The 24575-nt window shown below is 46.8% G+C and carries 23 protein-coding genes, 1 tRNA gene and 1 pseudogene; 4 read left to right on the forward strand and 21 right to left on the reverse strand.

The annotated features are described in order from the left end of the window. Positions 1-67 precede the first annotated feature (67 nt). The 5 genes from GN277_RS20780 to GN277_RS20800 form a co-directional block, all read right to left on the reverse strand. Entirely contained in the window at positions 68-1336 is a 1269-nt protein-coding gene (locus tag GN277_RS20780) for a 6-phosphofructokinase (RefSeq protein WP_159753212.1), read from the reverse strand. A 75-nt stretch (positions 1337-1411) separates the two neighbouring features. Beyond that, entirely contained in the window at positions 1412-1561 is a 150-nt protein-coding gene (locus GN277_RS20785) for a hypothetical protein (protein ID WP_159753214.1), read from the reverse strand. A 118-nt stretch (positions 1562-1679) separates the two neighbouring features. After that, a tRNA-Arg gene (locus tag GN277_RS20790) sits at positions 1680-1753 on the reverse strand. 96 nt (positions 1754-1849) lie between these two features. Then, positions 1850-3340 carry a UDP-glucose--hexose-1-phosphate uridylyltransferase gene (gene galT, locus GN277_RS20795; protein ID WP_159753216.1) on the reverse strand — a complete coding sequence of 497 codons (1491 nt, stop codon included), beginning with the start codon at positions 3338-3340 and terminating at the stop codon, positions 1850-1852. Positions 3341-3388: 48 nt separating this feature from the next. After that, positions 3389-4555 (reverse strand): galactokinase, encoded by a 1167-nt coding sequence (locus tag GN277_RS20800; protein WP_159753218.1) that lies wholly within the window; start codon positions 4553-4555, stop codon positions 3389-3391. Positions 4556-4699: 144 nt separating this feature from the next. Between GN277_RS20800 and GN277_RS20805 the strand changes: the two genes are divergently transcribed. Continuing rightward, complete coding sequence (locus tag GN277_RS20805; protein ID WP_159753220.1) at positions 4700-5602, forward strand: helix-turn-helix transcriptional regulator; 903 nt, start codon at positions 4700-4702, stop codon at positions 5600-5602. Here the strand turns inward: GN277_RS20805 and GN277_RS20810 are convergent. The 8 genes from GN277_RS20810 to GN277_RS20845 all read right to left on the reverse strand — a co-directional run bounded on the left by GN277_RS20810 (position 5597) and on the right by GN277_RS20845 (position 14999). After that, positions 5597-6025, reverse strand: coding sequence for a 4Fe-4S binding protein (locus tag GN277_RS20810; RefSeq protein WP_159753222.1), 429 nt, complete (start codon positions 6023-6025; stop codon positions 5597-5599). The genes GN277_RS20805 and GN277_RS20810 overlap by 6 nt on opposite strands. Beyond that, positions 6009-8114 (reverse strand): molybdopterin-containing oxidoreductase family protein, encoded by a 2106-nt coding sequence (locus GN277_RS20815; protein WP_159753224.1) that lies wholly within the window; start codon positions 8112-8114, stop codon positions 6009-6011. Before GN277_RS20815 ends, GN277_RS20810 begins: the two co-directional genes overlap by 17 nt. Positions 8115-8126: 12 nt before the next feature. Continuing rightward, on the reverse strand, positions 8127-9797 hold the full coding sequence (locus tag GN277_RS20820; protein WP_330587389.1) for a DUF4091 domain-containing protein: 1671 nt from the start codon (positions 9795-9797) through the stop codon (positions 8127-8129). Between the two features lie 47 nt (positions 9798-9844). Further along, positions 9845-10681 carry a carbohydrate ABC transporter permease gene (locus tag GN277_RS20825; RefSeq protein ID WP_159753228.1) on the reverse strand — a complete coding sequence of 279 codons (837 nt, stop codon included), beginning with the start codon at positions 10679-10681 and terminating at the stop codon, positions 9845-9847. Continuing rightward, complete coding sequence (locus GN277_RS20830) at positions 10681-11559, reverse strand: carbohydrate ABC transporter permease (protein ID WP_159753230.1); 879 nt, start codon at positions 11557-11559, stop codon at positions 10681-10683. The genes GN277_RS20825 and GN277_RS20830 overlap by 1 nt, the downstream gene beginning before the upstream one ends. A gap of 60 nt (positions 11560-11619) precedes the next feature. Next, positions 11620-12948: an ABC transporter substrate-binding protein gene (locus GN277_RS20835; RefSeq protein WP_159753232.1), complete on the reverse strand. Its 1329-nt coding sequence runs from the start codon at positions 12946-12948 to the stop codon at positions 11620-11622. A gap of 177 nt (positions 12949-13125) precedes the next feature. Then, a complete protein-coding gene (locus GN277_RS20840; protein WP_159753234.1) occupies positions 13126-13932 on the reverse strand; it encodes an acyltransferase domain-containing protein in 807 nt (268 codons plus the stop codon). Then, positions 13929-14999, reverse strand: a complete 1071-nt coding sequence (locus tag GN277_RS20845; protein ID WP_159753236.1) for a uroporphyrinogen decarboxylase family protein — start codon at positions 14997-14999, stop codon at positions 13929-13931. Before GN277_RS20845 ends, GN277_RS20840 begins: the two co-directional genes overlap by 4 nt. 214 nt (positions 15000-15213) lie before the next feature. On the opposite strand from GN277_RS20845, the gene GN277_RS20850 reads away from it, so the two are divergent. Genes GN277_RS20850 through GN277_RS20860 form a run of 3 tightly spaced genes read left to right on the forward strand, consistent with a single transcriptional unit; the run spans position 15214 to position 18261 of the window. Continuing rightward, positions 15214-16542, forward strand: coding sequence for an ABC transporter substrate-binding protein (locus GN277_RS20850; RefSeq protein ID WP_244324818.1), 1329 nt, complete (start codon positions 15214-15216; stop codon positions 16540-16542). A 9-nt stretch (positions 16543-16551) separates the two neighbouring features. Further along, a complete protein-coding gene (locus tag GN277_RS20855) occupies positions 16552-17439 on the forward strand; it encodes a carbohydrate ABC transporter permease (RefSeq protein ID WP_159753238.1) in 888 nt (295 codons plus the stop codon). Between the two features lie 12 nt (positions 17440-17451). Continuing rightward, positions 17452-18261 carry a carbohydrate ABC transporter permease gene (locus GN277_RS20860; RefSeq protein ID WP_159753240.1) on the forward strand — a complete coding sequence of 270 codons (810 nt, stop codon included), beginning with the start codon at positions 17452-17454 and terminating at the stop codon, positions 18259-18261. On the opposite strand, the gene GN277_RS30475 is transcribed toward GN277_RS20860, so the two are convergent. From GN277_RS30475 to GN277_RS20895, 8 genes and pseudogenes are all read right to left on the reverse strand, one after another. Continuing rightward, positions 18194-18526 carry an Rpn family recombination-promoting nuclease/putative transposase gene (locus GN277_RS30475; protein ID WP_244324988.1) on the reverse strand — a complete coding sequence of 111 codons (333 nt, stop codon included), beginning with the start codon at positions 18524-18526 and terminating at the stop codon, positions 18194-18196. The genes GN277_RS20860 and GN277_RS30475 overlap by 68 nt on opposite strands. Beyond that, on the reverse strand, positions 18438-18773 hold the full coding sequence (locus GN277_RS30480) for an Rpn family recombination-promoting nuclease/putative transposase (protein ID WP_244324819.1): 336 nt from the start codon (positions 18771-18773) through the stop codon (positions 18438-18440). Before GN277_RS30480 ends, GN277_RS30475 begins: the two co-directional genes overlap by 89 nt. A gap of 293 nt (positions 18774-19066) precedes the next feature. Further along, positions 19067-19942 carry a nucleoside hydrolase gene (locus tag GN277_RS20870; protein WP_159757013.1) on the reverse strand — a complete coding sequence of 292 codons (876 nt, stop codon included), beginning with the start codon at positions 19940-19942 and terminating at the stop codon, positions 19067-19069. Between the two features lie 10 nt (positions 19943-19952). Beyond that, entirely contained in the window at positions 19953-20885 is a 933-nt protein-coding gene (locus GN277_RS20875) for an ABC transporter ATP-binding protein (RefSeq protein WP_159753242.1), read from the reverse strand. Positions 20886-20927: 42 nt separating this feature from the next. Then, positions 20928-21740 (reverse strand): ABC transporter permease, encoded by an 813-nt coding sequence (locus GN277_RS20880; protein WP_244324820.1) that lies wholly within the window; start codon positions 21738-21740, stop codon positions 20928-20930. 20 nt (positions 21741-21760) lie between these two features. Continuing rightward, positions 21761-22630, reverse strand: coding sequence for an ABC transporter permease (locus GN277_RS20885; protein ID WP_159753244.1), 870 nt, complete (start codon positions 22628-22630; stop codon positions 21761-21763). Then, positions 22630-23871, reverse strand: a complete 1242-nt coding sequence (locus GN277_RS20890; protein WP_159753246.1) for an ABC transporter substrate-binding protein — start codon at positions 23869-23871, stop codon at positions 22630-22632. The genes GN277_RS20885 and GN277_RS20890 overlap by 1 nt, the downstream gene beginning before the upstream one ends. 29 nt (positions 23872-23900) lie before the next feature. Then, a pseudogene (locus tag GN277_RS20895) lies at positions 23901-24572 on the reverse strand (TIGR04283 family arsenosugar biosynthesis glycosyltransferase); the annotation flags it as partial. Positions 24573-24575: the final 3 nt, after the last annotated feature.

Here is a 24575-nt window from a genome sequence, read left to right on the forward strand (position 1 = left end):
GACTTCGTCCAGTAAGGTATACAAAAACCGCCGCACGCCTAACCGTGCAGCGGCCATATTACATCTATTATTCTATATTACCCTTCTTCTGTCTATAGCTTAACTCTCTCGGTGTATACAGATGTCTCGGAATACCGTCAACCATAACCGGAGAAACATCCCCCTGAATCAACGGTCTTACATAGGAAATGAACTCGCTTGTCACATAAGTTCCCTCCTCATTCACCCACTCTCTCGGAACCAGCTTCTCGTCGTTGGCAATCTTGTGAACATCCTTCACCTCAGTTCCGCACTGATAAGGATCATCAGACAATCTCTGAAGAACTACCATCTTACCGGTATCTCCCTCGTCTGCTGCCTTCACAGCCGCGCCGCCAACCTGGTAAGCCTCCAGGATATCTACACGAGACGCTGCATGTGACGCAGAACGCTGCAGGGTACTAAGCTCAATGGCACGGGTCTTGCATCCAAGCTCGCCTGCAATAAAGCTTGCAAGATAAGAAGCTGTACCTGACAACTGCTTATGTCCGAACGCATCTACAAAGTCAATGCTGTTTCCAAGCTCACATACATAAGTTCCGTCTGCGGTACGGATTCCCTCTGATACAGCAACCACGATAGACGTCTTCTTCTCCAAAAGCTCTCTGACTCTTCCTCCAAAAGCCTGAAGATCAAATGTCGTCTCCGGCAGGTAAATCAGATCTGGACCCTCGCAGTCCTCTCCCTCGGACAACGCCGCTGAACCTGTCAGCCATCCCGCATTACGTCCCATAATCTCTACAATCGTAACGATTCCGTTCTCAGTCTCCAAGCAGAAACTGTCACGGATAATCTCCTTCATGGAGGTACCGATATATTTTGCAGCGCTTCCATATCCAGGTGTGTGATCTGTCAATGCAAGGTCATTATCAATCGTCTTCGGACATCCGATGAATCTTGTTGAAAATCCTGTAATAATTGCATAATCGGATAACTTCTTAATCGTATCCATGGAATCATTCCCGCCGATATAGATAAACGCTTCAATATCCAGCTTCTCAAGAATCTCAAAAATCTTATCATAAACCTCTCGGTTCTCGTGAATCTCCGGAAGTTTATAACGGCATGAACCTAAAAATGCCGCCGGCGTTCTCTTAAGCAGCTCTACATCCAATTCTGTCTTGATATGATCCGCCAGGTCAATATAATTCTCCTCCAACAACCCCTGAACGCCATGAAGCATACCATATACCTTCTGCGCCCCACGGTCCTTTGCCGTACGATAAACTCCCGCAAGACTTGAGTTAATCGCTGCTGTCGGTCCTCCTGACTGCCCTACAATAACATTTCTTTTCATAGTCCATATTCCTTTCTCTCTTAGATAAATTGTTGACGATATTACAATCTTAATATATTCCGATGTAATTGTCTACTATTGCTGTTCCCTGGCTGCGTTCTGTGCAAAGATATATCCCTTCATACATCCATTGCCCGTAACCTCCACAACCTCGCCGTCTTCCATCTCGACCTCCATCTCACACTGGTTACGGCAGACTTCACACGCAATCTTTTTCTTCTCCATCCACGGACTCCTCCTTTAAGGAACTGTGTAAATTAACGCCCCATCGTCCCCGATACATCAAGCCCATATCGCCATGGTACGATAAAAGTCCTTACAGAGAAACTGCAAGGACTTTTAACGTGGGCGAGAGGATTCGAACCCCCGACCTTCTGGTCCGTAGCCAGACGCTCTATCCAGCTGAGCTACGCCCACATATTGACAATCTTTTTACAACGATATTTATTATATATCAGTTGTCCAAGATTGTCAATAGAGTTTTACGTTTATTTTTAGATTTATTTTCAGGTTTTACAGAGCAGCAATAAACCGCATAAACGCCTTGCGTCCTTCCTCTGTACACTTATACACCCCTGCATCCTCCAGCACATGGGTAAAGGTAATGCCGATCTCCTCCTTGAGCACCTCCATCACATTCTCCCGCGTAATGCTGTCATGCTTGGACAGGAACGCTTCCGCCCAATTTGCATGTTTTTCAATCTTCTCGTTTTCCCTGATGTCCTTGCCTTCCACCAGGTAATCTGCAAGAAGCTCCATCTCCTCTTTCAATCTGGAGGGCAGCACCGCCAGTCCCATAACCTCAATCAGACCAATATTTTCTTTCTTAATGTTATGATACTGAGCATGTGGATGATAAACGCCCAATGGATGTTCTTCTGTCGTAATATTATTTCTCAGAGTCAAATCAAGCTCATAAGTATCGCCCACTTTTCTTGCAATCGGCGTGATTGTGTTGTGGGGTTCCCCGTCCGTCTCAGAGAAAATAAACGCTGCCTCGTCCGTATAGCCTCTCCATGCGCCCAGGACATGGTCAGCCAGCTCAATCAGACGCTTCTCGTCCTTGCTCCTGATGCGAAGCACAGATAAGGGCCATTTCACAATCCCTGCCTCCACATCCTCATATCCTGGAATTGTCACAGCCTGCTCGATTGGCGCTTTCGCCATGGCAAATGTATAATTGCCGCCCTGGAAATGGTCGTGACTTAAAATCGAACCGCCCACAATCGGAAGATCCGCATTGGAGCCCAGGAAATAGTGGGGGAACTGCTTAATAAAATCAAACAGCTTAATAAACGCTGACCGGTCAATCTTCATAGGCACATGCTGTCCGTTAAATACGATACAGTGCTCATTGTAGTACACATAGGGAGAATACTGGAAGCCCCATCTGCTGTCATTGATCGTAACCGGTATAATCCTGTGGTTCTCTCTGGCCGGATGGTTCAGGCGTCCCGCATACCCCTCGTTCTCCATACAGAGCAGGCACTTAGGGTAGCTGCTCGCCTTCGCATTCTTTGCCGCCGCAATGGCCTTGGGGTCCTTCTCCGGCTTGGATAAGTTGATGGTAATATCAATCTCGCCATAAGGAGAAGCTACCTTCCACTTCATATCCTTTTTCACACGATAGCGGCGGATATAGTCGCTGTCCTGGCTGAGTTGATAGTAGTAATCCGTCGCTTCCTTGGGAGATATCTCGTATTTCTTCGCAAATGTCTCCTGCACCTGGGCCGGTCTTGGAACCAGGCAGTTCATTAACTTTGTGTCAAATAAATCCCTGTATCCAATACTGTCTTCAATAATTCCGCGCTTTACGGCTTCATCCAACAGCTCCTTCAACACAGACTCCAACTCAATTCTGTCTGAATCCACCGCAACATCTTCGTAGCCGTCTTCATGAAACATTTCCAGCAGGAGGTTCGTCGTATAGATTCGCTCAGTCTCCGGAACCAAACCAGTCTGAATACCGTATTCTACTAATTTTTTGATATTTTCATTTAACATCTTCTTTTTTCCTCCACATTATATACTGCCGTATCCCCAAAGAGCTAATTAGATTACCCCTGCGCCGTCTCCGATATCTACTACATAAAATTCTGCCTCATGCCCTACCTTTTCCTGATAGGTCCTGCCGATCTCGCTGATAAATGCATCCACAGCGTCATTCTTCACAATACTTACCGTACAGCCGCCGAAGCCTCCTCCCGTGATACGTGAGCCAAGCACTCCCGGCATTGCCTGAGCAAGATCTACAAGAATATCAATCTCCTTACAGGAAACCTCGTAATCATATCTCAGAGATTCATGAGAAGCATTCATAAGCTTCCCGAACAGCTCCACATCCTGATTCTTCAACGCCTCCACGGCACGGACGGTCCTCTGGTTCTCATAAACCGCGTGTTTTGCCCGCTTCTGCCTTACCGCATCCTTGATTGCATCCTTATGCGCCTCATATTCTTCCTCTGACAATTCCCCAAGAGAGGATATCTTTGTCACAGCCTTAAGCTCTTTTAACGCAGTCTCACACTCGCTGCGCCTGTCGTTGTAAGCAGAATCCACCAGACTGTGCTTTACCTTGCTGTTGGTAATTACGATTTTCGCATCCTCAAGCACAACCGGTGCATACTCATATTGAAGTGTATTGGTGTCCAAAAAGATTGCATGATCCTTCTTACCCATAGCGCTGGCAAACTGGTCCATGATTCCGCAGTTACAGCCATTAAAGTTATTCTCCGAATCCTGGCCGATTAATGCAATATCTACCATAGATACCTGGTCAAATCCAAAGGTATCCTTTAAGATCACCCCTGTCAGAACCTCCAACGACGCAGATGAGGAAAGACCAGAACCATTGGGAATATTGCCATAGATTAGGATATCCATGCCATGGCTCAGCTTATATCCTCGCTTCTCAAACGCCCACATCACGCCTTTCGGATAATTCGTCCAGTTCGCCTTCGGGTCCGGAACCAATTCGTCAAGGCTAGTCTCAATGACGCCCAGCTTCTCAAAATTAGCCGAATAGAACCGAAGCTTCCTGTCGTCCCTATCTCTCACAATTCCGTATGTCCCCAAGGTCAATGCACAGGGAAATACATGACCTCCGTTATAGTCCGTATGCTCTCCAATCAGATTCACACGCCCTGGCGCGAAATAAGACCGGATTTCGCCTTCCCCCTTGTATAAATCTTTGAACTGCTGAATTAATTTTTCCTTCATAGTCGTATCCTCCGTTCTTTATTTTATAACCAATCTCCATTGCATATCTGCCTTATCTAATTTATAATTATAATGAGATAAGACAGTGGATACAATAAGAATATTTGAGAATATTATCAGTATATTGAGGAAAAGAGGTTCGCTATGCAGTTACACACCGAAAAAGACCAGAAAGAAATCAAGAAGCATGGAAACTATGAATTTCCTGTTCATATCAGCCTGGAAAAAATTCAGGCATATGAGCAGAATTCTTTCCCCTGGCACTGGCATCCAGAGATTGAGCTTACATGGATTATGTCCGGACAGATTGAATATCTGGTAAATGATAAGAAATATCTCCTGTGCGAAGGCGAGGGACTGTTTGGCAACAGCAACTCTCTCCACTCCGGCTATATGGTAGACAAAAAAGACTGCACCTATCTCTCCATCACCTTCCATCCCAGATTTATTTATGGGTATGAGAACAGCCTTCTGCAAACGAAATATGTGGACTTTATCACTACAAACGAGAGCTGGCATTCCCTGAAGCTTCAAAAAGAGATAAAATGGCACCAGGATATTATAGACCAAATCAAAAATATTCATCGGATTTCGCAGACGCCTTTGCCTGATTATGAATTGCAGGTGCATCTCATTCTCACCATCATCTGGCAGAAGCTTTACCAATATTACAATTCCCTTCCTGCCAGCGAACAACAGCCCCAGAAGCACCTGACAAGGCTTAAGGACATCCTGTCCTATATTCATATTCATTATTCTCAGGAGATTACGCTGGATGAGATTGCAGACCATGTAAATATCTGTAAGAGCGAATGCTGCCGTTTTTTTAAGAAATATATGAAAATGACTATATTCGAGTATATCTTGTTCCTTAGAATACAGAACAGCCTGCCGCTTCTGCGGGAGGGAGAAAGCGTCACCAAAATCGCAAGCATGACCGGCTTCTCCTCTCCCGCATATTACGGGCAGATATTTAAGCGGTATATGGGATGTTCTCCAAGCCGCTACCGCAAAGACCACATGGAGGACGCAACAGAGCTTTTATAAGACAGGCAGTTTAGACTCAATGGCCCCCACGCAGCATACTCTGACGCAAGCGGGCTGTCTTCCCTCATAAAGCCGCCCTATACACCCGTCGCATTTCTCCATTCTGCCCTCTGCGTCAAAATGGATGACTCCCTTGGGACAGACGGATTGGCAGACGCCGCAGCCTGCGCATTTTTCCTTCTCTACAAGAATCAGGCCGTACTGCGCCTCTTTGTAGATTGCCCCCTTCGGACATTTCTCCATGCAAAGGCCGCAATGGATACAGCCTACACAGATATTCTTCTGGAAATCCTCCTTAACCACCTTTTGAATGACTCTGTGGCTTTTCGCGTCCTCCTCCTCAGGAGAATGGTGAGCCGCGATACATGCGGTATAACATGCATAGCAGCCTACGCATTTTTCTTCATCAAACCTTATCTTCATCTTGTCCTGTCCTCTCGATTCTGCAGAAATACCCCTTAAAGCCCGGAAATCCGGAGATGGGATCTACATAATCTTTATGAATCAGTTCATTCGCGTCCCCGTTCGGGCTTCCGTGATAGATATAAACGACTCCTGGCTTCCCCTGGTTATTGTAAGCGGCAATCCCTGTAACCGAACCGGCAGGAGACGTAATCCGGACATTTTCCCCGTCTGCAACGCCGTACTTTCTTCCATCCTTTGGATGTATCTCAACTAGTGGAACATCTTCAATCCCTCCAAGCCAGGACATCCGGTACAACCGCGAATGAAACAACTGAGGCTTCCTGCTTCCTGTATTTAAAATCAGGGGATATTCCTCTCTGCCGATTCCAAAGTCGTTCCAATGCTCTCGGTAATCCCCATATCTTGGCAGCCCGCTGTATCCATGGCTGTCCCTGTAACGCTCTAGTATCAGGGATTTAAACTCCACCTTGCCGGACGGGGTATGAAAGGGCTCCTTCTCATAGGTCTTTACGGAAGGCTGATACAGGTTCCTGCCCTGCATCCCTTTGGGATGGCTCTTAAGCTCGCTAAGGGTAAGTCCGGAGGGCTTCAGGATATACTCCATATAAGCCTCGTATCCGCCCTCCAGAATCTCATCTGCAATCCCAGGCTCTCTTACTTTCATCCTCCTAAGTACTTCCATAATAATCTCAATATCGTTCTTCGATTCCCCCACCGGCTCAATGGCCTTATTGGAGAAGAAGAACCTGCCGCCTCCCCCTGTATGCACCTGCTCACGTTCATAAGAGGTACATGCCGGAAGCACCAGATCGGCCCCATCGCAGGACTTTGACCAAAACAACTCTGCATTTACATAGAAATCCAGCTTCTCAAGGGCCAATTTAAGCCGTTCTGGCTTCGGCCACATCCGATGATTCAGCCCCATGGCGAATACTGCCTTAACGGGGTAAGGCTTCTCGTCTAAAATGTAGTCAGCCAGCCTGATACACTGTGCCTCGTCGCAGGGCAGGTCAAACCACGCCGGAAACTCCCTCTGTCCAAGGGCCTCCTCCCCGTCAAACCGCCTGACCCTGCCAAATTCATTTGCAGGCGAAAAGGGGCCTGGCTGTGTCCGGTTCCCTCCCTCGATATCATAGTTGCCGGTGAGGGCAATCAACGAGAACACCGCCCGATAATTCTGCACCCCATTGATATGGTGTACCACCGGAGACGCCGAAAACATAATGCCCGCCGGACCGTTTCCGGCATAGGTTCTGGCTGCCAGGCGAATCAATTCTGCCGGCACTCCGGTAATCTTCTCCGCCTTTTGGGGCAAAAATTCTTGTACATACTCCCGATACTCCTCAAACCCGTAGACATATTTCTCTACAAACTCCCTGTCATACAGCTTCTCCTCAATGATTACCTGGGCCATGGACAGGGCAAGCGCACCGTCTGTCCCTGGAATCAACTGTAAGTGAATATCGGCGTCGTGGGCTGTCACCGTATGGCGCGGGTCAACGTCAATCACTTTGACACCCCGTTTTTTCAAATCCTTATACATCGGGCTCATGGGCGTGTTCGAGTGATAGAGATTGGAGCTCCACAGGATGAGGGTCTTTGTATTCTTAAGGTCCGGTCTGCATATCATGTTCCCGTACAGAGAACGCCATGCAAGGGCCGCCGCCTGAAAGCATGTGCTGGATTCTGTACAGAAATTCGGCGTACCGTATGCGTTTGCCAGACGCAAAAGCGCAGGACGGTACCATTTGGCGTAACCCGCATAGAATACCGTTGATTTTGCCCCATAGGTACGGCGCACCCGAAGGAGATTGTCGGCAATCATATCATACGCCTCGTCCCAGGAAATCCGTTCAAATCTTCCCTCGCCCTTTCTGCCCGCACGCTTCATAGGATACAGCACGCGCTCTTTGTTATAGACATACTGACTGGCTGCAACTCCCTTGGCACACAGCCCGCCGGACTGCATGGGCGTGTTGCGCGCACCCTCCACAGAAATCAGCTTACCGTCCTTTACGTATGCGTCCACCTCACAGCATGGGCCGCAGGTAGAGCAGGTGGTTTTTACAATCTTTGTCTCAGACATGTTTTTCTCCTGTTAATCCTGTTTGCCTTCTGACATGCGCTTTCCAATCTCACGGTTCACACGGTTCCTAAGGGTAATCAGGTACATATCTGATTTGGGATACCGCTTAAATGTCAAAGGCTCGCAAAGCTCGCCTTCAATTAACTCCATCACATACTCCTTGCTGGTCAGAGATTCTAAAAGCCGAAGAGCTCTTAAGTCCGTAAGCGCCTCATAGTGAACCATCATCCGGATGGATTCCTCTGGATGCCCGTCGCTTCCCGGATACACCAGGAAGGGGTCTCCAGACGGGAAGGCATTGCCCGAATCCGTCACCTCATATGGGTTAATATGCTCAATGGAGAACTGGCTGTTGTAGAAATTATATCCCCAATGCAGAATTCCGACGATATCATATTTAAACAACTGCAAGCCATAAATTCGGTTTCTCGCTGACGGCATGGACATAAACCGATTGCTCACCTCATAGAACTGACCCGTACAGTAATATGTCCACATATCCTTAAGCCCGTGGGACAAGAACTCCTCAATCTCATTGTTTCCTGGAATGGGTTTGTCGATTAAACCGTGGCGGTAGAATTCATAGCTTGAGAGGGCGTCAAAGGTATGGAACCCGTCAAGCAGATTTCCAAGAGACTCCTTGGCCGCCTTAAAGCTCTCCAAATGTTCTTCCCTTGGCTCATCAGAAATGTGGAAATATGTAACCCCTGCAATATCCCACTCCCGCAGTCTTTCAATCAACGCAGGCAGGAAGCTGTGGAGAAATCTAGTGTATTCCCCTACTGCCGGCGTATGCCATCCAAAAATCTTTTCTTCCTTTCCGTCTACAACCGCCACTACCTTCGGCGCATACTTTGCCCCCCACTGTGAGAAAAGGTGGGACATCTCGTAATATTCAATGCCGCAGGCTTTACACAGCTTGACCCAACGTTCTAATTTGTCGAATCCAAACTGGTATTCCCCGTCCTTCACGTATACGTCCACCAGTTGGGTGGTTGTGCGCTCAAGTCCCACCGCCGTGTCCAGGGGCGACGTAAAGAGGGGTACAAGCATCATGTTGCAGCCTCTGTGCACATACTCGTGGAAATAGTTTTCAAGGAGTTTCCAGTGCTCCTCAGAGAAAACCTCCACATGATAATAGTCCGCAAGGCAATCCGCATGAAGCCATTCTGTATGCATGATTCCAAGCTTAGGCAGCGCCGCTGGGATAACCGTAATCTTCATAACCCCAGAACATACGACCTCAGCTTCTTTTACCAACTGAATCTCAATCTCATAGTCGCCGGCTTCGATTTCTTCGGTCACCTCCACGTCAATCCAGAGACTTCTCCACTGGTGAGAGCATACAATCACCTTATTATCCTTCAAATCCCGCAGTAGATCGGGATACAGGCCGGAGGTGGTTTTCAGATAATTGTCATCCACGATCCTGTTGGTTGCGCGGCCCACCGGAACCTGTTCAACCGTCCTTACACGAACCTGTTTTTCAATAGGCGATAGGACTCTGACCTCCAAACGCTCGCGCATAAAATAGTCGCCAGTGTAGGCTGCCTGGAAGGATACCGTTTCTCCCCACAGTGCGCTAAGCTTTAAACACTCAGGCCGGTATACTGGAGTCTCATCCTGAAACACCTTGGCCAGAGAGCTTAACAGCTTCATCTCGTACTTTACTTCTTTTTGCATAAACATGTTAATCTTACCTCTCTTTTATTTTTTTATTTTTCTTTGGATCACTTTATCCCGCTCATGGTCATTCCCTTGATAAACTGCTTCTGGAAAATCAGGAAGATCACGATCATAGGCAGCATAATCAACGTTGCCGCCGCCATGGTCGCTGACAAATCCATGGACCGCTGGTTATCGAAAATCACAAGCCCAAGGGGCAGCGTCATTTTCTCCATATCATTCAGCATCAGAAGTGGATTCAGATAATCATTCCAGTGCATCATTGCCGTAAAAATCCCAATAGAGCCAATCGCAGGCCGGATATTAGGAAGAATCACGTTCCAGTAAATCCGAAACGGGCCTGCACCGTCAATCTTTGCCGCTTCACACAGGCTATCTGGTATGTCTGCAATAAACTGCCTCGCCAGATAGATGGAAAACGCACTGACAAGCCCTGGAACCACCAACGCCCACCTTGTATTAAACAGGTGCATTTTCTGAATCATCAGATACCTGGGAATCATGGTGACCTGAGGCGGAACCATCATGGTTGCCAGCAAAAGCACGAACAAAATCTTCTTTCCTCTGAACTCATACTTGGCAAATACGAAGCCAATCAATGTGCTGGTGAGAATCACCGCCGCCGTGACACAGACGGTCACAAACATACTGTTCACAAACCAGTTTGCAATCGGCGCCCGTTCAAAGGCGCTCTGATACCCTTCTAACGTCCACTCAATAGGCAGAAACTTTGTCCGATAGGTACGAATCTCCGCATTGCTCTTAAAAGAAGTCAGGAGCATCCATACCATAGGATACATCATAATACCAGAAAATACTACCAGAAATACAATAATGACATAATGATATTTCTTATATACTGATTTCTTCTTTCGTCCCATTACTCATAACTCCAATCCATACGCATCATTTTATTCTGAAGCATTGCAACCGCAAATACCAGCACAAACAATGCCGCCGCCACTGCCGAGGCATAGCCCATATCAAAGCTGTCAAAGCTCATCTTATACACGTAATTCGTCAGCACCATGGCAGAATCATTCCGTCCTCCGCTGGCTGCAAATACACGGAACTGTGCAAACATCTGAAAATAATTTGCCATAGTCATAATCGCAACAAATGCAAATGTACGTCCCATAAGCGGCAGTTTAATCCAAAGAAACCTCCGCACAGGCCCCGCCCCGTCAATGGCGCCCGCCTCCTCAAATTCCTTGGGCACGCCCTCGATTCCCGCGGTAAAGAGCACCACATTATATCCAATATCTGCCCATAATGTAAAAACAATAATCAGAAGCATAAACTGCCATGTGGTCAGAAACCAGTTCTTCGGCGCGGCCCCAAAGAGTCCGGCTATCCGGTTCAGCGCGCCTCCATCCGTACCAAAGATGCCGTACTTCCATACTGTAGAAGTCCCAACCATAGGCGCAATACAGGGAATAAACAGAATTGTCCGAAACATGGTCTTCATCCATTTTGACGGAAGGATACAGATCATCTCAGCAAGAAACAGTGTAATCACAATATTCGCCGTCACCGCTACAACGCAGAAAAAAATCGTATTCTTGACGGCAATCCAAAACACCTCGTCATGAATCAGCCGTTTATAATTCTCAATCCCCGTGAACGGGTTCTGAGAATTGGCCGGATTGTAATCATAGAAAGAGATTCCCAACCCATACGCCACAGGAAACACCACAAATACAAGCAAGAACAGGAAACCAGGAACCAACACTATCGCTACAAATCGATTATTTTTCATACCATTCTCCAAAAATGGCAGAGAATACAAGCCGTATCCTCTGCCGTCTTATATTATCCTTTATTTCATTGAGTAGCTAATTTGGCACCCTTCCGTAATCTGAGCCGACGCATCTTTAAGCGCGCCCTCTACATCCGGACTGTCAGACTGGCACAAATCTATAAACATCTGGTTAAAAATCTCACGCATATCTGATGTATTATACGGTCCCATCCACTGTCCGCTTGGAAGAATGTCGAGCAGGAACGCCACATTGGGCATAGCCTCTTTGTATTCTTCGCTGTCTAACAGAGACTTCCGCGGCGGAAGCTGATTACATGCAATGTTATGCTGTACCAGATTCTCAGGCTCACTGAAAAACTTCACAAATTCCCATGCCGCCTCCTTGTTGGCGCCATTCTCAGGAATAATGATACCCCATCCAGTCTCGGAGGCAAAGGCCATCTGCTCGCCGTACTGCGGCACTGGTACATACTCGTAATCCTCACCGTAGGTCAAATCATAAGAGCCTGACCCCTCGCCGATTGCCCATGAACCCACGGACGCCATGTAGCCTTTATCCTGATATACATCATTGTAGCAATATTCGCCTGCCGTCAGATTCTCAAGGTCACACTCTCCGTTGTTATACATGTCCAGAATCTCCTCCATGGCTTTTACACCCTCCGGAGTGGCAAAATCAATAGAGCCGTCGTCCTTAAGGTACTGGCCGCCCTGCTGAAGAAGCATGGCAAGATAATTACAGATCAGAGAATCTGTATCCATCATCTCGAACCCTTTCATCTCTACGATGTCGCCGTTCTTCTTGGACACTTCCCCTGAAATCTTTCTTAAGTCTTCCCATGTCTTGGGATAAGGGGTATCGCCAAACAGTTTCTTATTAACGATCATCCCGCCGTATTCCAGGTTAAACTCCATTGGAACGCCGTAATACTTTCCCTCCTTTTGGTAAATGCCAAGGGTTGGAGCCAGGTAGTCTTCTTCTAACTCTTTTACCATATCCTCCGGCACCTCTGCCAATGCATCCGACTCGATAAATGAAGGCGCGGTTCCGCCCCAGACCGCCACAATATCCGGACCTGCCGTTGATGACGTCAGCGCTGTCTGTATCTTGTCATTGTACACCTTGAAGGGATAATCCTGAACTTCTACCTTGTAATCTGGATTCGCATCCTCAAATTTCTTTGCCATCTCCTTGTAAGATTTTACCCACGGTTCATTCTCATGGCACCAGAAGGTAAGAGTTGTCTTTCCGTCAGAAGATTCACTTTTTGTCTCGCCGCTGCCTGAGCCTGAATCAGAGCCTCCCCCCGCGTCAGAGCCGCATCCCGCCGCCAATGCAGCCACCATTGACGCACACAGTAATACACTTAACCATTTCCTTTTCATACTACTGATTTCCTTTCTTTTGTAATTTTCTCTTACATTATAATCCAAATATTTCCCGTTGTTAAATCAGTAATATCAATATATTATGTCTGTTTATAGACAATCTCTATCGCAAATCATTTACTCAAGATTAATCTCGATCTTGCGAACCGAGATTTCCTCCAAATAAATATATATTTAACGTGAAAAAAAGCCAACGCCGATTCCAAGGTCCCTGCCGGACAGCACGTACTCCTTTGCTTTTCTTTGAAGCGACGTATCCTCCGGATAATTTCTCTTATCCTCAAGCGCCTCCCCAAAGATTCTCTGCTCTGCCTGAGGATATGGATAGCCAACCTCTGTCACACAAAAAAGCTTCTGGAAACGGAGGATATTGCTTGTATCCGGAAGAATCTCCTGCAAATGAGGAGATAAAAGCCAGGAATCACAGACGAACACCCTGTATTCCTCCCCGAAAAATTCTAATGCCTGGTCAAAAGACTCCTGACATTCCTCATACCCTAAGGGCTCTCCTGCGGGAATATGTACGTTCAACGCTTTCGTCCCCGCCAAAATCTCCTGCCCCTCCCCCTTCATGTTCTTCTGAACCAACATTGGCTCAAACTGCAGCCTTCCAAGCCGGAATAACCCCATTTTTACCGACAGCCCAAGCCACCAGAGCTCCTCCAGACCATAGACTCCATGCTTTTTGTAACATTCATCGCACCAGATTGTAATGTCGTAGAAGGTCTGGTCAAACACTTGGTCTGCGTACCCTTTCCTTTGGTATTCTTCATAGGTATCGACTGCCAGCTTCAGATAGAACTCTAAAGCCCAGGCAAGGCGTTCATCTATTTCTTTCCATTCCCTGATAAACTGCTTGATATCCTGATAGAACTTATCTTTCCAGACCTTGTATTCCTTCTCGCTGATTCGTTCCTCCCAAAGCGTCTCACATGCGGCCTGCGGCAAATGAATCCGCTTCATTAATTCTTCTAACGTCATATCGTTCTCTCTCCTGTTTTCCCATATTCCCTGGCCGCCTCCATCACCCAGTCAATCTTTTGCGGGTCTGTCGTATCCGGCACATCGCATCCGGTAGCCAGCACGTACCCTTTCTTTGCCTTTTTCCCAATCTCAATACAACTTTTTACCGCCTCACAGATTTCCTTTCTGCCGCCGTTCATCACGACCTCCACAGGGTCCACGTTTCCCGCGATTGGAATCTCATTCCCCAATTCCAATACAGCGCGCTCAAGGTCAATAATATTGTCAAGGCTTAACTCGTTTAACTCATACTGGCATAAATATTTCCAGATACTATAAGTCTTCCCGCACATATGAAGGGATACCCTCTCATTTGTCTTAAGAAGGGCATAATCCGTAATCTCCTTCGTATATGGAAACACGAACTTCTCGTACATCTTCGGCCCAATCAGCGCCGGATTGGCAACCGGATCTGCCATCGCTATTCCAAAGCCAAACTCTGCCGCCATGTCAATACACGACTTCTGGCTCTCCGTAATCAGCCTCAACAGCCCATGAATTTCCTCCGGATATTTCCGGCAGTCTCTAAGCAGAAGCTCAACCCCTCTGAGATTCGACGCAATGGTAAAGGGCCCCCCGATGCTGACCTCTATTGGAACGATACCTTCGGCTTCTTTTGCCATAATCTCTGCTTCTCTTGCAAATGTCAGGATTCGCTCATTCTTCTTCGCATCCGCACTCTCTATATCATCCAACTGGCTATATTCTTGTATCAAGGGTTTGTCGCTAAAGGGAAGCCCCTTTTGAGGATAGATGAACCTTCCCCCTAACGCTTCCGTAATCCCTCTAGTGTTGGGGCCAATTACAATCCTGTCATAGCCATATCGGTTAAAAGCTGCAATCTCTGCCTCTGCCATCTTCTTCGGGTCATGCCAGAAATCCCATACACTGACTCCCGAAAGACCGCATTTGAACTCACCCATAAACGGGACGCAGGGAATCCGGTCATAATCCCGCCCTTCCCGAATCGCCGTTCTTCTCTCCATCGGCGTCATCTGATCCGCCTTATGCTTCTGAAGCTTCATATCCTGCCTCCCATATAACAAATATACAGATTAATCATATCACATCATTTCTGTATTAGACAATCATAATAATCAATGCTATTTATAGATTTATTCTATTAATAAAGTTAATTATAATTTTTATCAATTTGAAAATACCCCCCTATAATATACTTACACTGAAACAAAGTACACGAAGATATCGAGTAAAATATCACAGAGGAGGAAAAGGATTATGATGAAAAAGAAATTGTTGAGTACCTTGTTATGTACATCCATGATTGCTGCCCTTGCAGCCGGATGCGGTGGTAACGGCAACAGCGGAGGCAGCGAAGGCGGCGGCGACTCAAAGGATGATTCCGGCAAGACCACTCTGACAATGTGGCTCCCGCCGCTGGACGACGACACGGAAAACAATTTCAAACCCTTGCTTGCAGATTTTGAGGAGGAGAATAACTGCGAAGTAAAGATAACGCTGATTCCGTGGGATACCTACGAAGAAAAATGGTCTACCGCCATCAGCGGCGGAGAAGGTCCGGACATCGGATATATGTATGCGGAAATGTACCCAACCTATATTTCCTCCGGTGCAGTCATTGACTTGACTGACATGGTAGACGACGCCGACTATGATGAATATCTGTACTTAGACCGAGGAGAGATGATGGGCGGATTATACGGAATGCCGATCGTAACCGGCGTCCCCTTTGTCCTTTACTATAACCAGGATATTCTGGACAGCCTTGAGGAAACCGCGCCTGAAACATGGGAGGATTTTGCGCGTATCTGTGAGAAGGCCACCCAGGATACTAACGGAGACGGCAAGATTGACCAGTATGGATACGCCGTAGGATTAAACAGCGGTAACATGAGCAACCTGTATATGATGAATTCCTATATTTACAGCCTCATCTGGCAGGCAGGCGGGGACATTTACGCAGACGACCTTAAGAGCGCACGTTTCAATGACAAAAACGGCACAGAGGCAATCGAATTTTTCTTAAGCCTGAAAGACTATATGCCGGAAAATCTCCTGTCCTTATCTGGCCAGGATGCATTTTCCACTGTATTTGGCGCAGGAAAGGCAGCCTTCGGCGTGACCCGTTCCTCTCAGTCCCATGAAACGATGTTTAAAGAGTCTTATCCTGACTTGAACTGGGATTATGTGACCTCTCTGAAAAATGAGGACTATGGAACCTTCGGCGCTGCCGATTCTCTGTCTATTATGTCAACCTGCGAGAATCCAGAGCTTGCTATGGACCTGATCAAATACATTTGCAGCTCAGAGTTTATGAACGAATACCACAAAGTAGCGCCTGGTGCGCCTCTGACTAAATCAGAGAGCTACAACGGCGATCCAAAGATGGAGCGCATTGTTACCGAGGACCGTGACAAATGGCGCCCGTTGCAGGTGGGTCCTTGTGGAAGTGAGATTCTGGAAAACCTTGCCGCCCACATCCAGTCTATAATGGAAGGAAAGATGGAGGTTCAGGAGGCATTGGATGAATCTGCTGAATTTGCAAATGACACCTTAGATGAATACTGGGCAGATAACGAAGAATAGGACAAAAAAATGAAGAAAAAGAAGAACATCTTGTCCGTTCTTTCGCCTTATGCTTATATCACGCCGATATCATTGATCCTGCTTACGTTTGTGGCAGGATCTTTGATCATTGCAGTCTGTTTCAGCTTCACGAAATACAACATCATTACGCCGGCGAAATTCAACGGACTATTCAATTATCAGAAATTACTTCGGGATGACAAGCTAAAGCTGTGCATCCTGAATACGGTAAAGATTACCGTGATGGCAGTCCCCTTACAGATTATTATCTCCACAGCGCTGGCCGCGCTGATTGCCTCCAGGAAGGATACATTTCTGGGAAAATTCGCCAAAGCCGCGCTATTTATTCCAGTACTGTCCTCCAGCGCCGTAGTCGGCACCGTCTGGAAAGCCATCTTAAACGGCGGGCATCCTGCGGTCAGCTTCCTGTTCGGCCTTTTTGGAATTGACCCCACTATGCTTCTCGGAAGCAGTACCACAGCAATTATTACCCTGTCCATGATCATTGTTTGGAAAAGCATGGGTTATTACATGATTATTACCCTGTCCTCCCTGATGTCCATACCAGACAACTACTACGAGGCAGCACGGGCGGACGGCGCCAATTCCTGGTGTATTTTCTCTCAGATTACAATTCCGCTTTTAAAGCCAACGTTGATTCTAAACACATTTCTGGCCGTCATCAGCTCCATGCAAGTGTTTGAAATCGCGTACATCACCACAGGGGGCGGGCCCTCCATGTCAACCACTACCATGGTAATGTACGCCTATCAGCTTACCTTCAAGGGCGGCAAAGCCGGATATGCCATGACGGTTTCCAATGTCCTGATGCTGATGGTTCTGGTGGTGGTATTGTTCCAGCAGCGTTTTATGAGACGCGAAGCTTCAGAGATATAGGAGGTGGCTGCGATGAAGAAATTATCACATATATTGGGAAATGTTGTACTGCTTTTTACAGCCTTGCTCTGTATCCTGCCCTTTGTATACATGATACTGATGTCCCTGAAAAGTACGTTAAATGCATATGATTTCAGTTTTTCCTTATCCAATTTAACGTTTGCCCATTATCAAAACATTCTCTCAGGCGGTACCATCGGACGTTATTTTCTGAACAGCGTCATCGTCGCATTTGCAGGAGTGGCCCTGACACTTTTTACGAGCTGCACCGCCGGCTTTGCATTTGCGAAGCTGAAATTCAAGGGGAATAATAAGATTTTCCTGTTATTGATACTGACCATGATGGTGCCTTCCGAAGTAATTCTGGTACCGCTGTACATCGTGGTTCGGGGAATGGGATGGGTTAATACCTTCAAAGCCCTGATTCTTCCCCTTCCTACGGCGTTCGGCGTCTTTATTATGAGGCAGGCGATTCTCGGTATCCCTGATGAACTGCTGGAATCCGCCAGGATCGACGGCGCCTCCAACCTGAAGATTTTGTGGTCTGTCATTCTGCCTTTGGTAAAATCTGCCATGCTGACCCTTTCGATTTTTACATTTATCGGAGCATGGAATAATTTCACATGGCCGCTAATCATTACTACCAATGATACCATGCGTACGCTGCCGTTGGCATTGACTACAATGAAAGCACAGTATGATGTGGACGTGGGGCTTTCCATGGCGTGTGCCGTAATTACGTTCCTGCCGCCGTTTATATTCTATCTTCTGTTACAGTCAAAATTCGAGGCAGGGGTTGCGTTAAACGGATTAAAAGGATGATAAAAAGAAGTGAGAGGCCGTTGTTTATACGGCTTCTCGCACTGTCCATCTGTGAATTATAGTCTTTCAAAGCCTTATCTCGTTGCTCATATTCCAGACGTTTCCGTTCGTCCGCACTCAACCGCTGTAACGCTTCATACGCTTCTCCAAAATATTCGCTCGTCCCTGCCATACGCTCAAACTCCTCCCTGGTCTTTCCGTTCAAAAAACGCATCCAGTCTACAATGTCTTCCCCCGTCCTTAATTCCTTTGGCAACTTCTCCATAATTAATCCTCGTTCCATCCTTCAGTTTTACCAGGACATCCAGAATTCCAAGCTTATCGTGGGCATTCTCCCTTCGCATATGTGTAGGCAATAACTCAGTCTCCCCTATCATATCCGGCGAGATCCGCATAATAGCTGCACAAAATCCTTTCCGAACGATGGGATTTTCCATAAGTCCGCAAAAACATACGTCAACTGTCGGGGACATGATAAAATCAGTCTGCGTTCCATTCTGTGTACGAGTCATAAAAAGTCTCCTTTCATTTACAGAATACGTCCGTTCCGATTAAGAAGACTTTCAATGTATAGATTTATCATATCATAAATCAAAAGCATAGAGAAGCAAAATTTCTACATTGCGGCTAATGGCAAAATCTTCGATGCTAAGAACCTCATACTCTGTATCATTCAAATAACCAGCGAGTAATCCGGTGAACTACCGGACAGAAAATAAAAGATGAACATCTTTTAGAATTCTTAGCAAAAAGTATACCATATAAAAAGGAATGGCGCAATACCCACACACTCTATATATACTGTTTATACTAGTATCTTAACTTTCATCCATGTATCATAAATATTTCTTTTAAATGCTTCTGCATCTCCAATCTCCGGAAGATTACACTGCCACATACCCTCCAGCGTCTTTCGCAAATATCCCGTCTTCAAATCTTCTTCGGAAAATGCAAATCTTCCTCTTTGCTCTGTAAACAATTCCGGATGCATCAGATACACAGCCGCCGTTACATCCCAGTTATAGAAGCCTTTGATACCATAATCCGCCTCATTATACCCAAACCAGTAATCCGTCCGTTCCCTAATATATCTGGCAATGGGCTCCTTACGTGAAAACAGCTCTCTTTTATATTCCTCCTTGGTAAACAAGACCTTAAGACAATGATTCCCCGTAATCACTGATACATTGTTCCCATATTTCAGTACATTACAGGACGCCAGAGGGTCGCAGGAAAAATTAAGCTCATCCATAACCTTTTTTTCAAAGACCAACGGCTCTGTAATTCCGCCCATGAGCACAATTTCCTTTACCTTCTCAAAAAAATGAGCGTCCCTTTCATACGCGCCCTGGAGGTTCGTAAGAGAACCAGTTGCCAAAATAGATAACTGCCCCTGAAGCCGGTTAGCCATCTCTGCCAGATAATCCGCCGCCTCGCTGTCATAGTCTCCCTCTTCATATCCCCCGCGCTTTACCGCAATATCCTCTCTCCCTAAGTCTTTTAACATCCTGTGGATGGTCTCATACACAACCTCCAGGCGATTGTTTCCATAGGTTGCCGTAATCCCATGGATTTTTGCAGCTTCTTTACATCCAAGAAGATATAGAAGGGCAAGTCCATCATCCACATCACAGTCCTTCACCCCAAAAGTATTATCACAGTCAAATATAATGTGCTTCATCTTATTCCTTTCAGAAAACTCTAAATCCCACACGTTCTCCAACCTCAACTCCCATCTCATCCAGTTCCTTACTCATCATCACACAATACACCATCCCCTGGGGAGTGCCAAGCCGAATCTCTACAGTCTCCCCCATGAACACAATCTCCTCCACAGTACAGTCATTCCCAGACGGCAGGATACGGATATCAAAAGGACGGACTCCGATTTCCCGTTCACCATCCCTGATATAATTCATCCTTCCAAAATACTCAGCCACCTCTCGGTTTACCGGATGTCTAAAAATCTCCTGAGGCGTGTCATACTGTAGAATCCTCCCTTTGCTCATCAGCGCAATCCGGTCTGAAAACTTAAGAGCCTCCTGCTTATCATGGGTCACAAGCACAGTGGTCAGCCCATTTTCACGGTGCAGCTTTCTCACCAGCTCGCCCATCTCCATGCGAAGCCTCATATCCAACCCCGAAAACGGCTCATCCAAGAGCAAAAGCCTCGGTTCTGCCGCAAGGGACCTGGCAAGAGCGACGCGCTGCATCTGTCCTCCGGACATCTCCCGAATCCTCCGGTTTTCATATCCTGATAGCTGCACCTGCTTAAGAAGCCGTTTTACGGTTTCTTTCTGCCGTTCCTTGGGAACCTTCTTAATACTCAAGGGAAATGCAATATTCTTCCCCGCCGTCATATGGGGAAACAGCCTCAAATCTTGAAACACAATCACAGTCCCCCGCTTTTCCGGCGAAATATTGTCCATAGCCTTCCCGTTCATCTCAATACTTCCCGACTCCGTCTCCAGGAGCCCCGCTATGCTCTTAAGCAGCGTACTCTTTCCGCAGCCTGAAGCCCCCAGAAGCGACACGAACTCTCCGTCTCCAATCTCCATGCTAATCTCTTTTAGAACCCTGGTTCTGCCAAACGATACGCTCAATTCTCCAATCCTTACGCCCATATCCACACCTTCCTAAATACACGAAAACACTTCCATGCCAGTTTACGTATAAAATTCCGTATCTAAATTCCGGCTCCATCTGTCGGCAATCTTCTCAAATATCCCAAATACCGCCAGCGTGACCCCAAGGAATATCACACTGTACGCACATGCAATGTTCCTCTCCCCACTTAGCAGATAAGGCACCATCACCACCGTAAATGTCTTGACCTGCCCTCCACCAATCAACAGCGTCAGAAAATACTGGCTGAATGACACAATATATGACATACTGAAGGCAGATAAAAGCACCGGAACCAGAAGCGGAAGCGTCACGCGCACAAACGCCTGCACCGCCGACGCCCCCAAAACCCTTGCCTGCTCCTCAAGCCTGTCCCCCACAGCCGCCGTTCCATCCATCATTAGGCGCACCGCATACGGAAGGGAACAAATCAGATGGGAAACTGCCACACCCATTACTGTATTATTTAGTCCCATCTTAATGAATGTAATCTGGATTCCCATCGCAAATACCGTTGCAGGGACCATAAAGGGAAGCACCGTCAGGAAATGGATCAGCCCCTTCCCGCGAAACTCATACAGTACCAACGCCCTGGCCGTAAGCGTACCAATGATCACCGACAACACGGCCACCACAGAAGAAATCATAATACTGGAAAGAAATATCCTTGTAAGCGTCCCGCCCTTTTGAAAGATTCCCGCAAGTGCACGCATAGAAAACACCTGTGGAAACAAATCCGGCCATGCCCATCGCTCTGTAACCGTCCACAGCAGCATCACCACAACCGGCAGTATAATAGTAAATACAAAACATGACAAAACCATGTTTGTAACTGTAACCCTCTTTTTTCTCACCTTTTTATCATCTCCAGCTCTTATTCTCTACTTGTAAGGTTTTTCAAATTTTTCCTCATCAGCACAAAATACACCCACGCACTGACCAGAGAAATCACAATAATCATCCCATTTAACGCCATCGCATAGGGTCTGTTTCTAAGGTCTGGATGCGTATACTGTATATACGCCTGCACAGGCAGAGCCTTCGGCGCCGTCGCCCCCAGGATAAACGGAAGTTCATAGGCCCCCAGCGCAAAGACAAAGATAATCAGAAACCCGCTGCATATGGTATGTAAACACAGGGGAAGGGTCACTCGAAAAAATGTCTGGAACCGGTTTGCCCCCAGATTCACTGACGCCTCCCCAAGTTTTCCATCAATATTCGCCATCAGCGCAATCACAAAATAAACGATAAACGGAATCTCCTTCCACAAGTACGCAAAGATAATCCCAAGCCCGTGTGAATCATAGATAAGCATAGGAAATTCCTGCTGCTCGCCAATCATCCCCAGACGGTAGCAGACTCTTGCAAGAAGCCCGTTCTGCGAACAGATGTTAATCACAAAAAGCGCCACAACAACATGAGGGACTATAATTGGAAGCTGCACGATTCTCATCATTTTCCCTTTCGTCCTGCGGCTTAATACAAGCATTGCACATAGCCAAACCCCTGCCGCCGTGGACATAAGCGCCGAGGAAAATGCAAGCTTAAGACTGAAAAGCACAGATTTCAGCAAGTCCGGCTTTGTCAGAACTTCTCTATAGTACATAAGCGTCGGCTCAGTCAATCCAAAAGCCGGAATCATCCCAAGACTCTGGGTGATTCCGGTTACTAATCCAATTAGAAACAATATGGTCAATAGTATCTGAGGAACTAACAGTAGATAGGGCGTCAGCTTCCTTTTCATTATTTCCCCACTACCTCCTCCAACCAGATTTCCTCTATAATCGGCACAAGCTTAGCAGGCATCTCCGGAAGGCGCTTAGATAACAGCTCGTCCTGGGGAATATTTCCTTTTCCAAGTTCAACTTTGTCAAACGCCTCCTTCTGCTCATCCGACAGCTTATCATAGTCCACCACCGGAAGCACCTTCATGGTATCATAGCGGTCTGCCTGGATTTTTGGCGACATCATCTCATTGATTGCCACCATAGCCCCCGCCTTATTTCCAGAATTGGCCGCAATGGCCATAAAATTTGTATTTCCGATGGTTCCCTTGTCAAACTGGAAGGATTGGGTCGTCTCTGTATAAGTTCCGTCCTCAATCTTAATCGAAGTGCCGAAGGCGTCATAGGTCATGTTAAGTACCAGCTCTCCGTCCGCAAACATATTGTCCATTGTAGTCGAGGAATCCGGAAATGTCTTTCCCTCGTTCCACAGGTATGGGTTTAACTGCCTCAGATACTCAAGCGCCGGCTCGATTGCCTCCTTCACCGTCTCCTTATTAGCCTCCATATCAAGGAACTGCTCATAACCACAGATATCATAGATAACATTTCTCACAAATACACTTCCGGTAAAGTCCGGAAGCGCCGGATAGGTTACTTTTCCCTTATTATTTTCCGCGAACTCCTTAAGCTCATCCGTATTTTTCGGAAGGTCCGGCGTCACAGCTGTATCCGCAATCATAACCATCTGCGCCTTGCCGTAGGGCGCCTCATATCCCTCGATTGGATACGCAAAATCCAGTGTTACATCCTCTGATTCTGTGTCAATGTATTCCTCAAAATTAGGAAGCTTCTCGACAAACGGGCCATACAGCATGTTATTTTCTTTGGCAGACTGGAAGTTTTCACCATTAATCCAGATCATGTCAATACTTCCGTCCTTCTCCCCTGCCTGAAGCTCGCCTAAGAGCTGGCTTAACACCTGGTCAATATCCATGGGGACACGCTCCATCGTAATATCATATTCCTCCTTCATGGCAGGCGCAAACACATCGTCCAGCCACTCATTGAGAAGCTCGTCCCCTCCCCATCCGTAGAAGGTTACCGTACTTCCCTTTGCCGCCTCCTTAAGCTCGTCAAAGGTCATATCCGACTCTTTTTTGCCGCCTGCCGTATCCTCCTTCTGACCATTATTACCACAGGCTGCAAGCCCGAACATCATAACTACTGTCATGAAACATGCAGCGATTCTTTTTTTCATCTTCTTTCTCCTTTTCTCTGATCCCTTTATTACCTGACGTCTCTGTACAGCTTAGCTATCTTCTCAATCTCAACGCCTCTCCTGTACATTGCCCGCAGACGGTTCATTTTCCACATAACCTTAAGCCTTCCTCCCTCAGCAAATCTTCTGTCCGAGGTATAAATCCGCTTCTTCGCAATTCCAATCTTGACCCCCATCTCCTTAAGCGTAAGGGAAAACTGGTAATCCTCCATAATCGGCAGCTCTGGGAAACCTCCCATCTCAAAAAACAGCTTCCGCCTGATAAATATGCCCTGATCCCCGAACATGACCTTTCTGTCCTTAATCCTGTGGTTGGAAATAATCTGGCAGCATTTCATCCAGATATTTTTAGAATGAAATGCAATCCCAAAACATCCCACACGGTATTTCCTCATGACTGCCTCAATCTGCTCGATGGCATCCTTAGGAAGCTCACTGTCACAGTGGAGAAAAAACAAGACGCTTCCTGTGCTCTTTTCGGCTCCCAGGTTCATCTGCCATGCCCGCCCCTTCGGCCCCTTTATCACCGTATATTCTTTCGGTATCATGCCTAGCGTTCTGTCGGTACTTCCACCGTCCACGAATAAAATCTCCGCCTTCCCCTTCACCGGCTCAAGGGTATGAAGCAGCCGCCCTATGGTCTTTTCTTCATTATAAATCGGAATAATGATTGAAACCTTCAT

Source organism: Sporofaciens musculi, assembly GCF_009830285.1.
Lineage (GTDB): Bacteria > Bacillota > Clostridia > Lachnospirales > Lachnospiraceae > Sporofaciens > Sporofaciens musculi.

Bases quoted from the DNA above. Each gene is read 5' to 3' on its own strand.
- GN277_RS30475 (WP_244324988.1), bottom strand. From the start codon at position 18,526: ATGGAGAAGTTGCCAAAGGAATTAAGGACGGGGGAAGACATTGTAGAC.
- GN277_RS20890 (WP_159753246.1), bottom strand. From the start codon at position 23,871: ATGAAAAAAAGAATCGCTGCATGTTTCATGACAGTAGTTATGATGTTC.
- GN277_RS20845 (WP_159753236.1), bottom strand. From the start codon at position 14,999: ATGAAGCTTCAGAAGCATAAGGCGGATCAGATGACGCCGATGGAGAGA.
- GN277_RS30480 (WP_244324819.1), bottom strand. From the start codon at position 18,773: ATGACTCGTACACAGAATGGAACGCAGACTGATTTTATCATGTCCCCG.
- GN277_RS20785 (WP_159753214.1), bottom strand. From the start codon at position 1,561: ATGGAGAAGAAAAAGATTGCGTGTGAAGTCTGCCGTAACCAGTGTGAG.
- GN277_RS20830 (WP_159753230.1), bottom strand. From the start codon at position 11,559: ATGAAAAATAATCGATTTGTAGCGATAGTGTTGGTTCCTGGTTTCCTG.
- GN277_RS20825 (WP_159753228.1), bottom strand. From the start codon at position 10,681: ATGGGACGAAAGAAGAAATCAGTATATAAGAAATATCATTATGTCATT.
- galT (WP_159753216.1), bottom strand. From the start codon at position 3,340: ATGTTAAATGAAAATATCAAAAAATTAGTAGAATACGGTATTCAGACT.
- GN277_RS20855 (WP_159753238.1), top strand. From the start codon at position 16,552: ATGAAGAAAAAGAAGAACATCTTGTCCGTTCTTTCGCCTTATGCTTAT.
- GN277_RS20870 (WP_159757013.1), bottom strand. From the start codon at position 19,942: ATGAAGCACATTATATTTGACTGTGATAATACTTTTGGGGTGAAGGAC.
- GN277_RS20820 (WP_330587389.1), bottom strand. From the start codon at position 9,797: ATGCAAAAAGAAGTAAAGTACGAGATGAAGCTGTTAAGCTCTCTGGCC.
- GN277_RS20860 (WP_159753240.1), top strand. From the start codon at position 17,452: ATGAAGAAATTATCACATATATTGGGAAATGTTGTACTGCTTTTTACA.
- GN277_RS20840 (WP_159753234.1), bottom strand. From the start codon at position 13,932: ATGACGTTAGAAGAATTAATGAAGCGGATTCATTTGCCGCAGGCCGCA.
- GN277_RS20810 (WP_159753222.1), bottom strand. From the start codon at position 6,025: ATGAAGATAAGGTTTGATGAAGAAAAATGCGTAGGCTGCTATGCATGT.
- GN277_RS20805 (WP_159753220.1), top strand. From the start codon at position 4,700: ATGCAGTTACACACCGAAAAAGACCAGAAAGAAATCAAGAAGCATGGA.
- GN277_RS20850 (WP_244324818.1), top strand. From the start codon at position 15,214: ATGATGAAAAAGAAATTGTTGAGTACCTTGTTATGTACATCCATGATT.
- GN277_RS20875 (WP_159753242.1), bottom strand. From the start codon at position 20,885: ATGGGCGTAAGGATTGGAGAATTGAGCGTATCGTTTGGCAGAACCAGG.
- GN277_RS20800 (WP_159753218.1), bottom strand. From the start codon at position 4,555: ATGAAGGAAAAATTAATTCAGCAGTTCAAAGATTTATACAAGGGGGAA.
- GN277_RS20815 (WP_159753224.1), bottom strand. From the start codon at position 8,114: ATGTCTGAGACAAAGATTGTAAAAACCACCTGCTCTACCTGCGGCCCA.
- GN277_RS20835 (WP_159753232.1), bottom strand. From the start codon at position 12,948: ATGAAAAGGAAATGGTTAAGTGTATTACTGTGTGCGTCAATGGTGGCT.
- GN277_RS20885 (WP_159753244.1), bottom strand. From the start codon at position 22,630: ATGAAAAGGAAGCTGACGCCCTATCTACTGTTAGTTCCTCAGATACTA.
- GN277_RS20780 (WP_159753212.1), bottom strand. From the start codon at position 1,336: ATGAAAAGAAATGTTATTGTAGGGCAGTCAGGAGGACCGACAGCAGCG.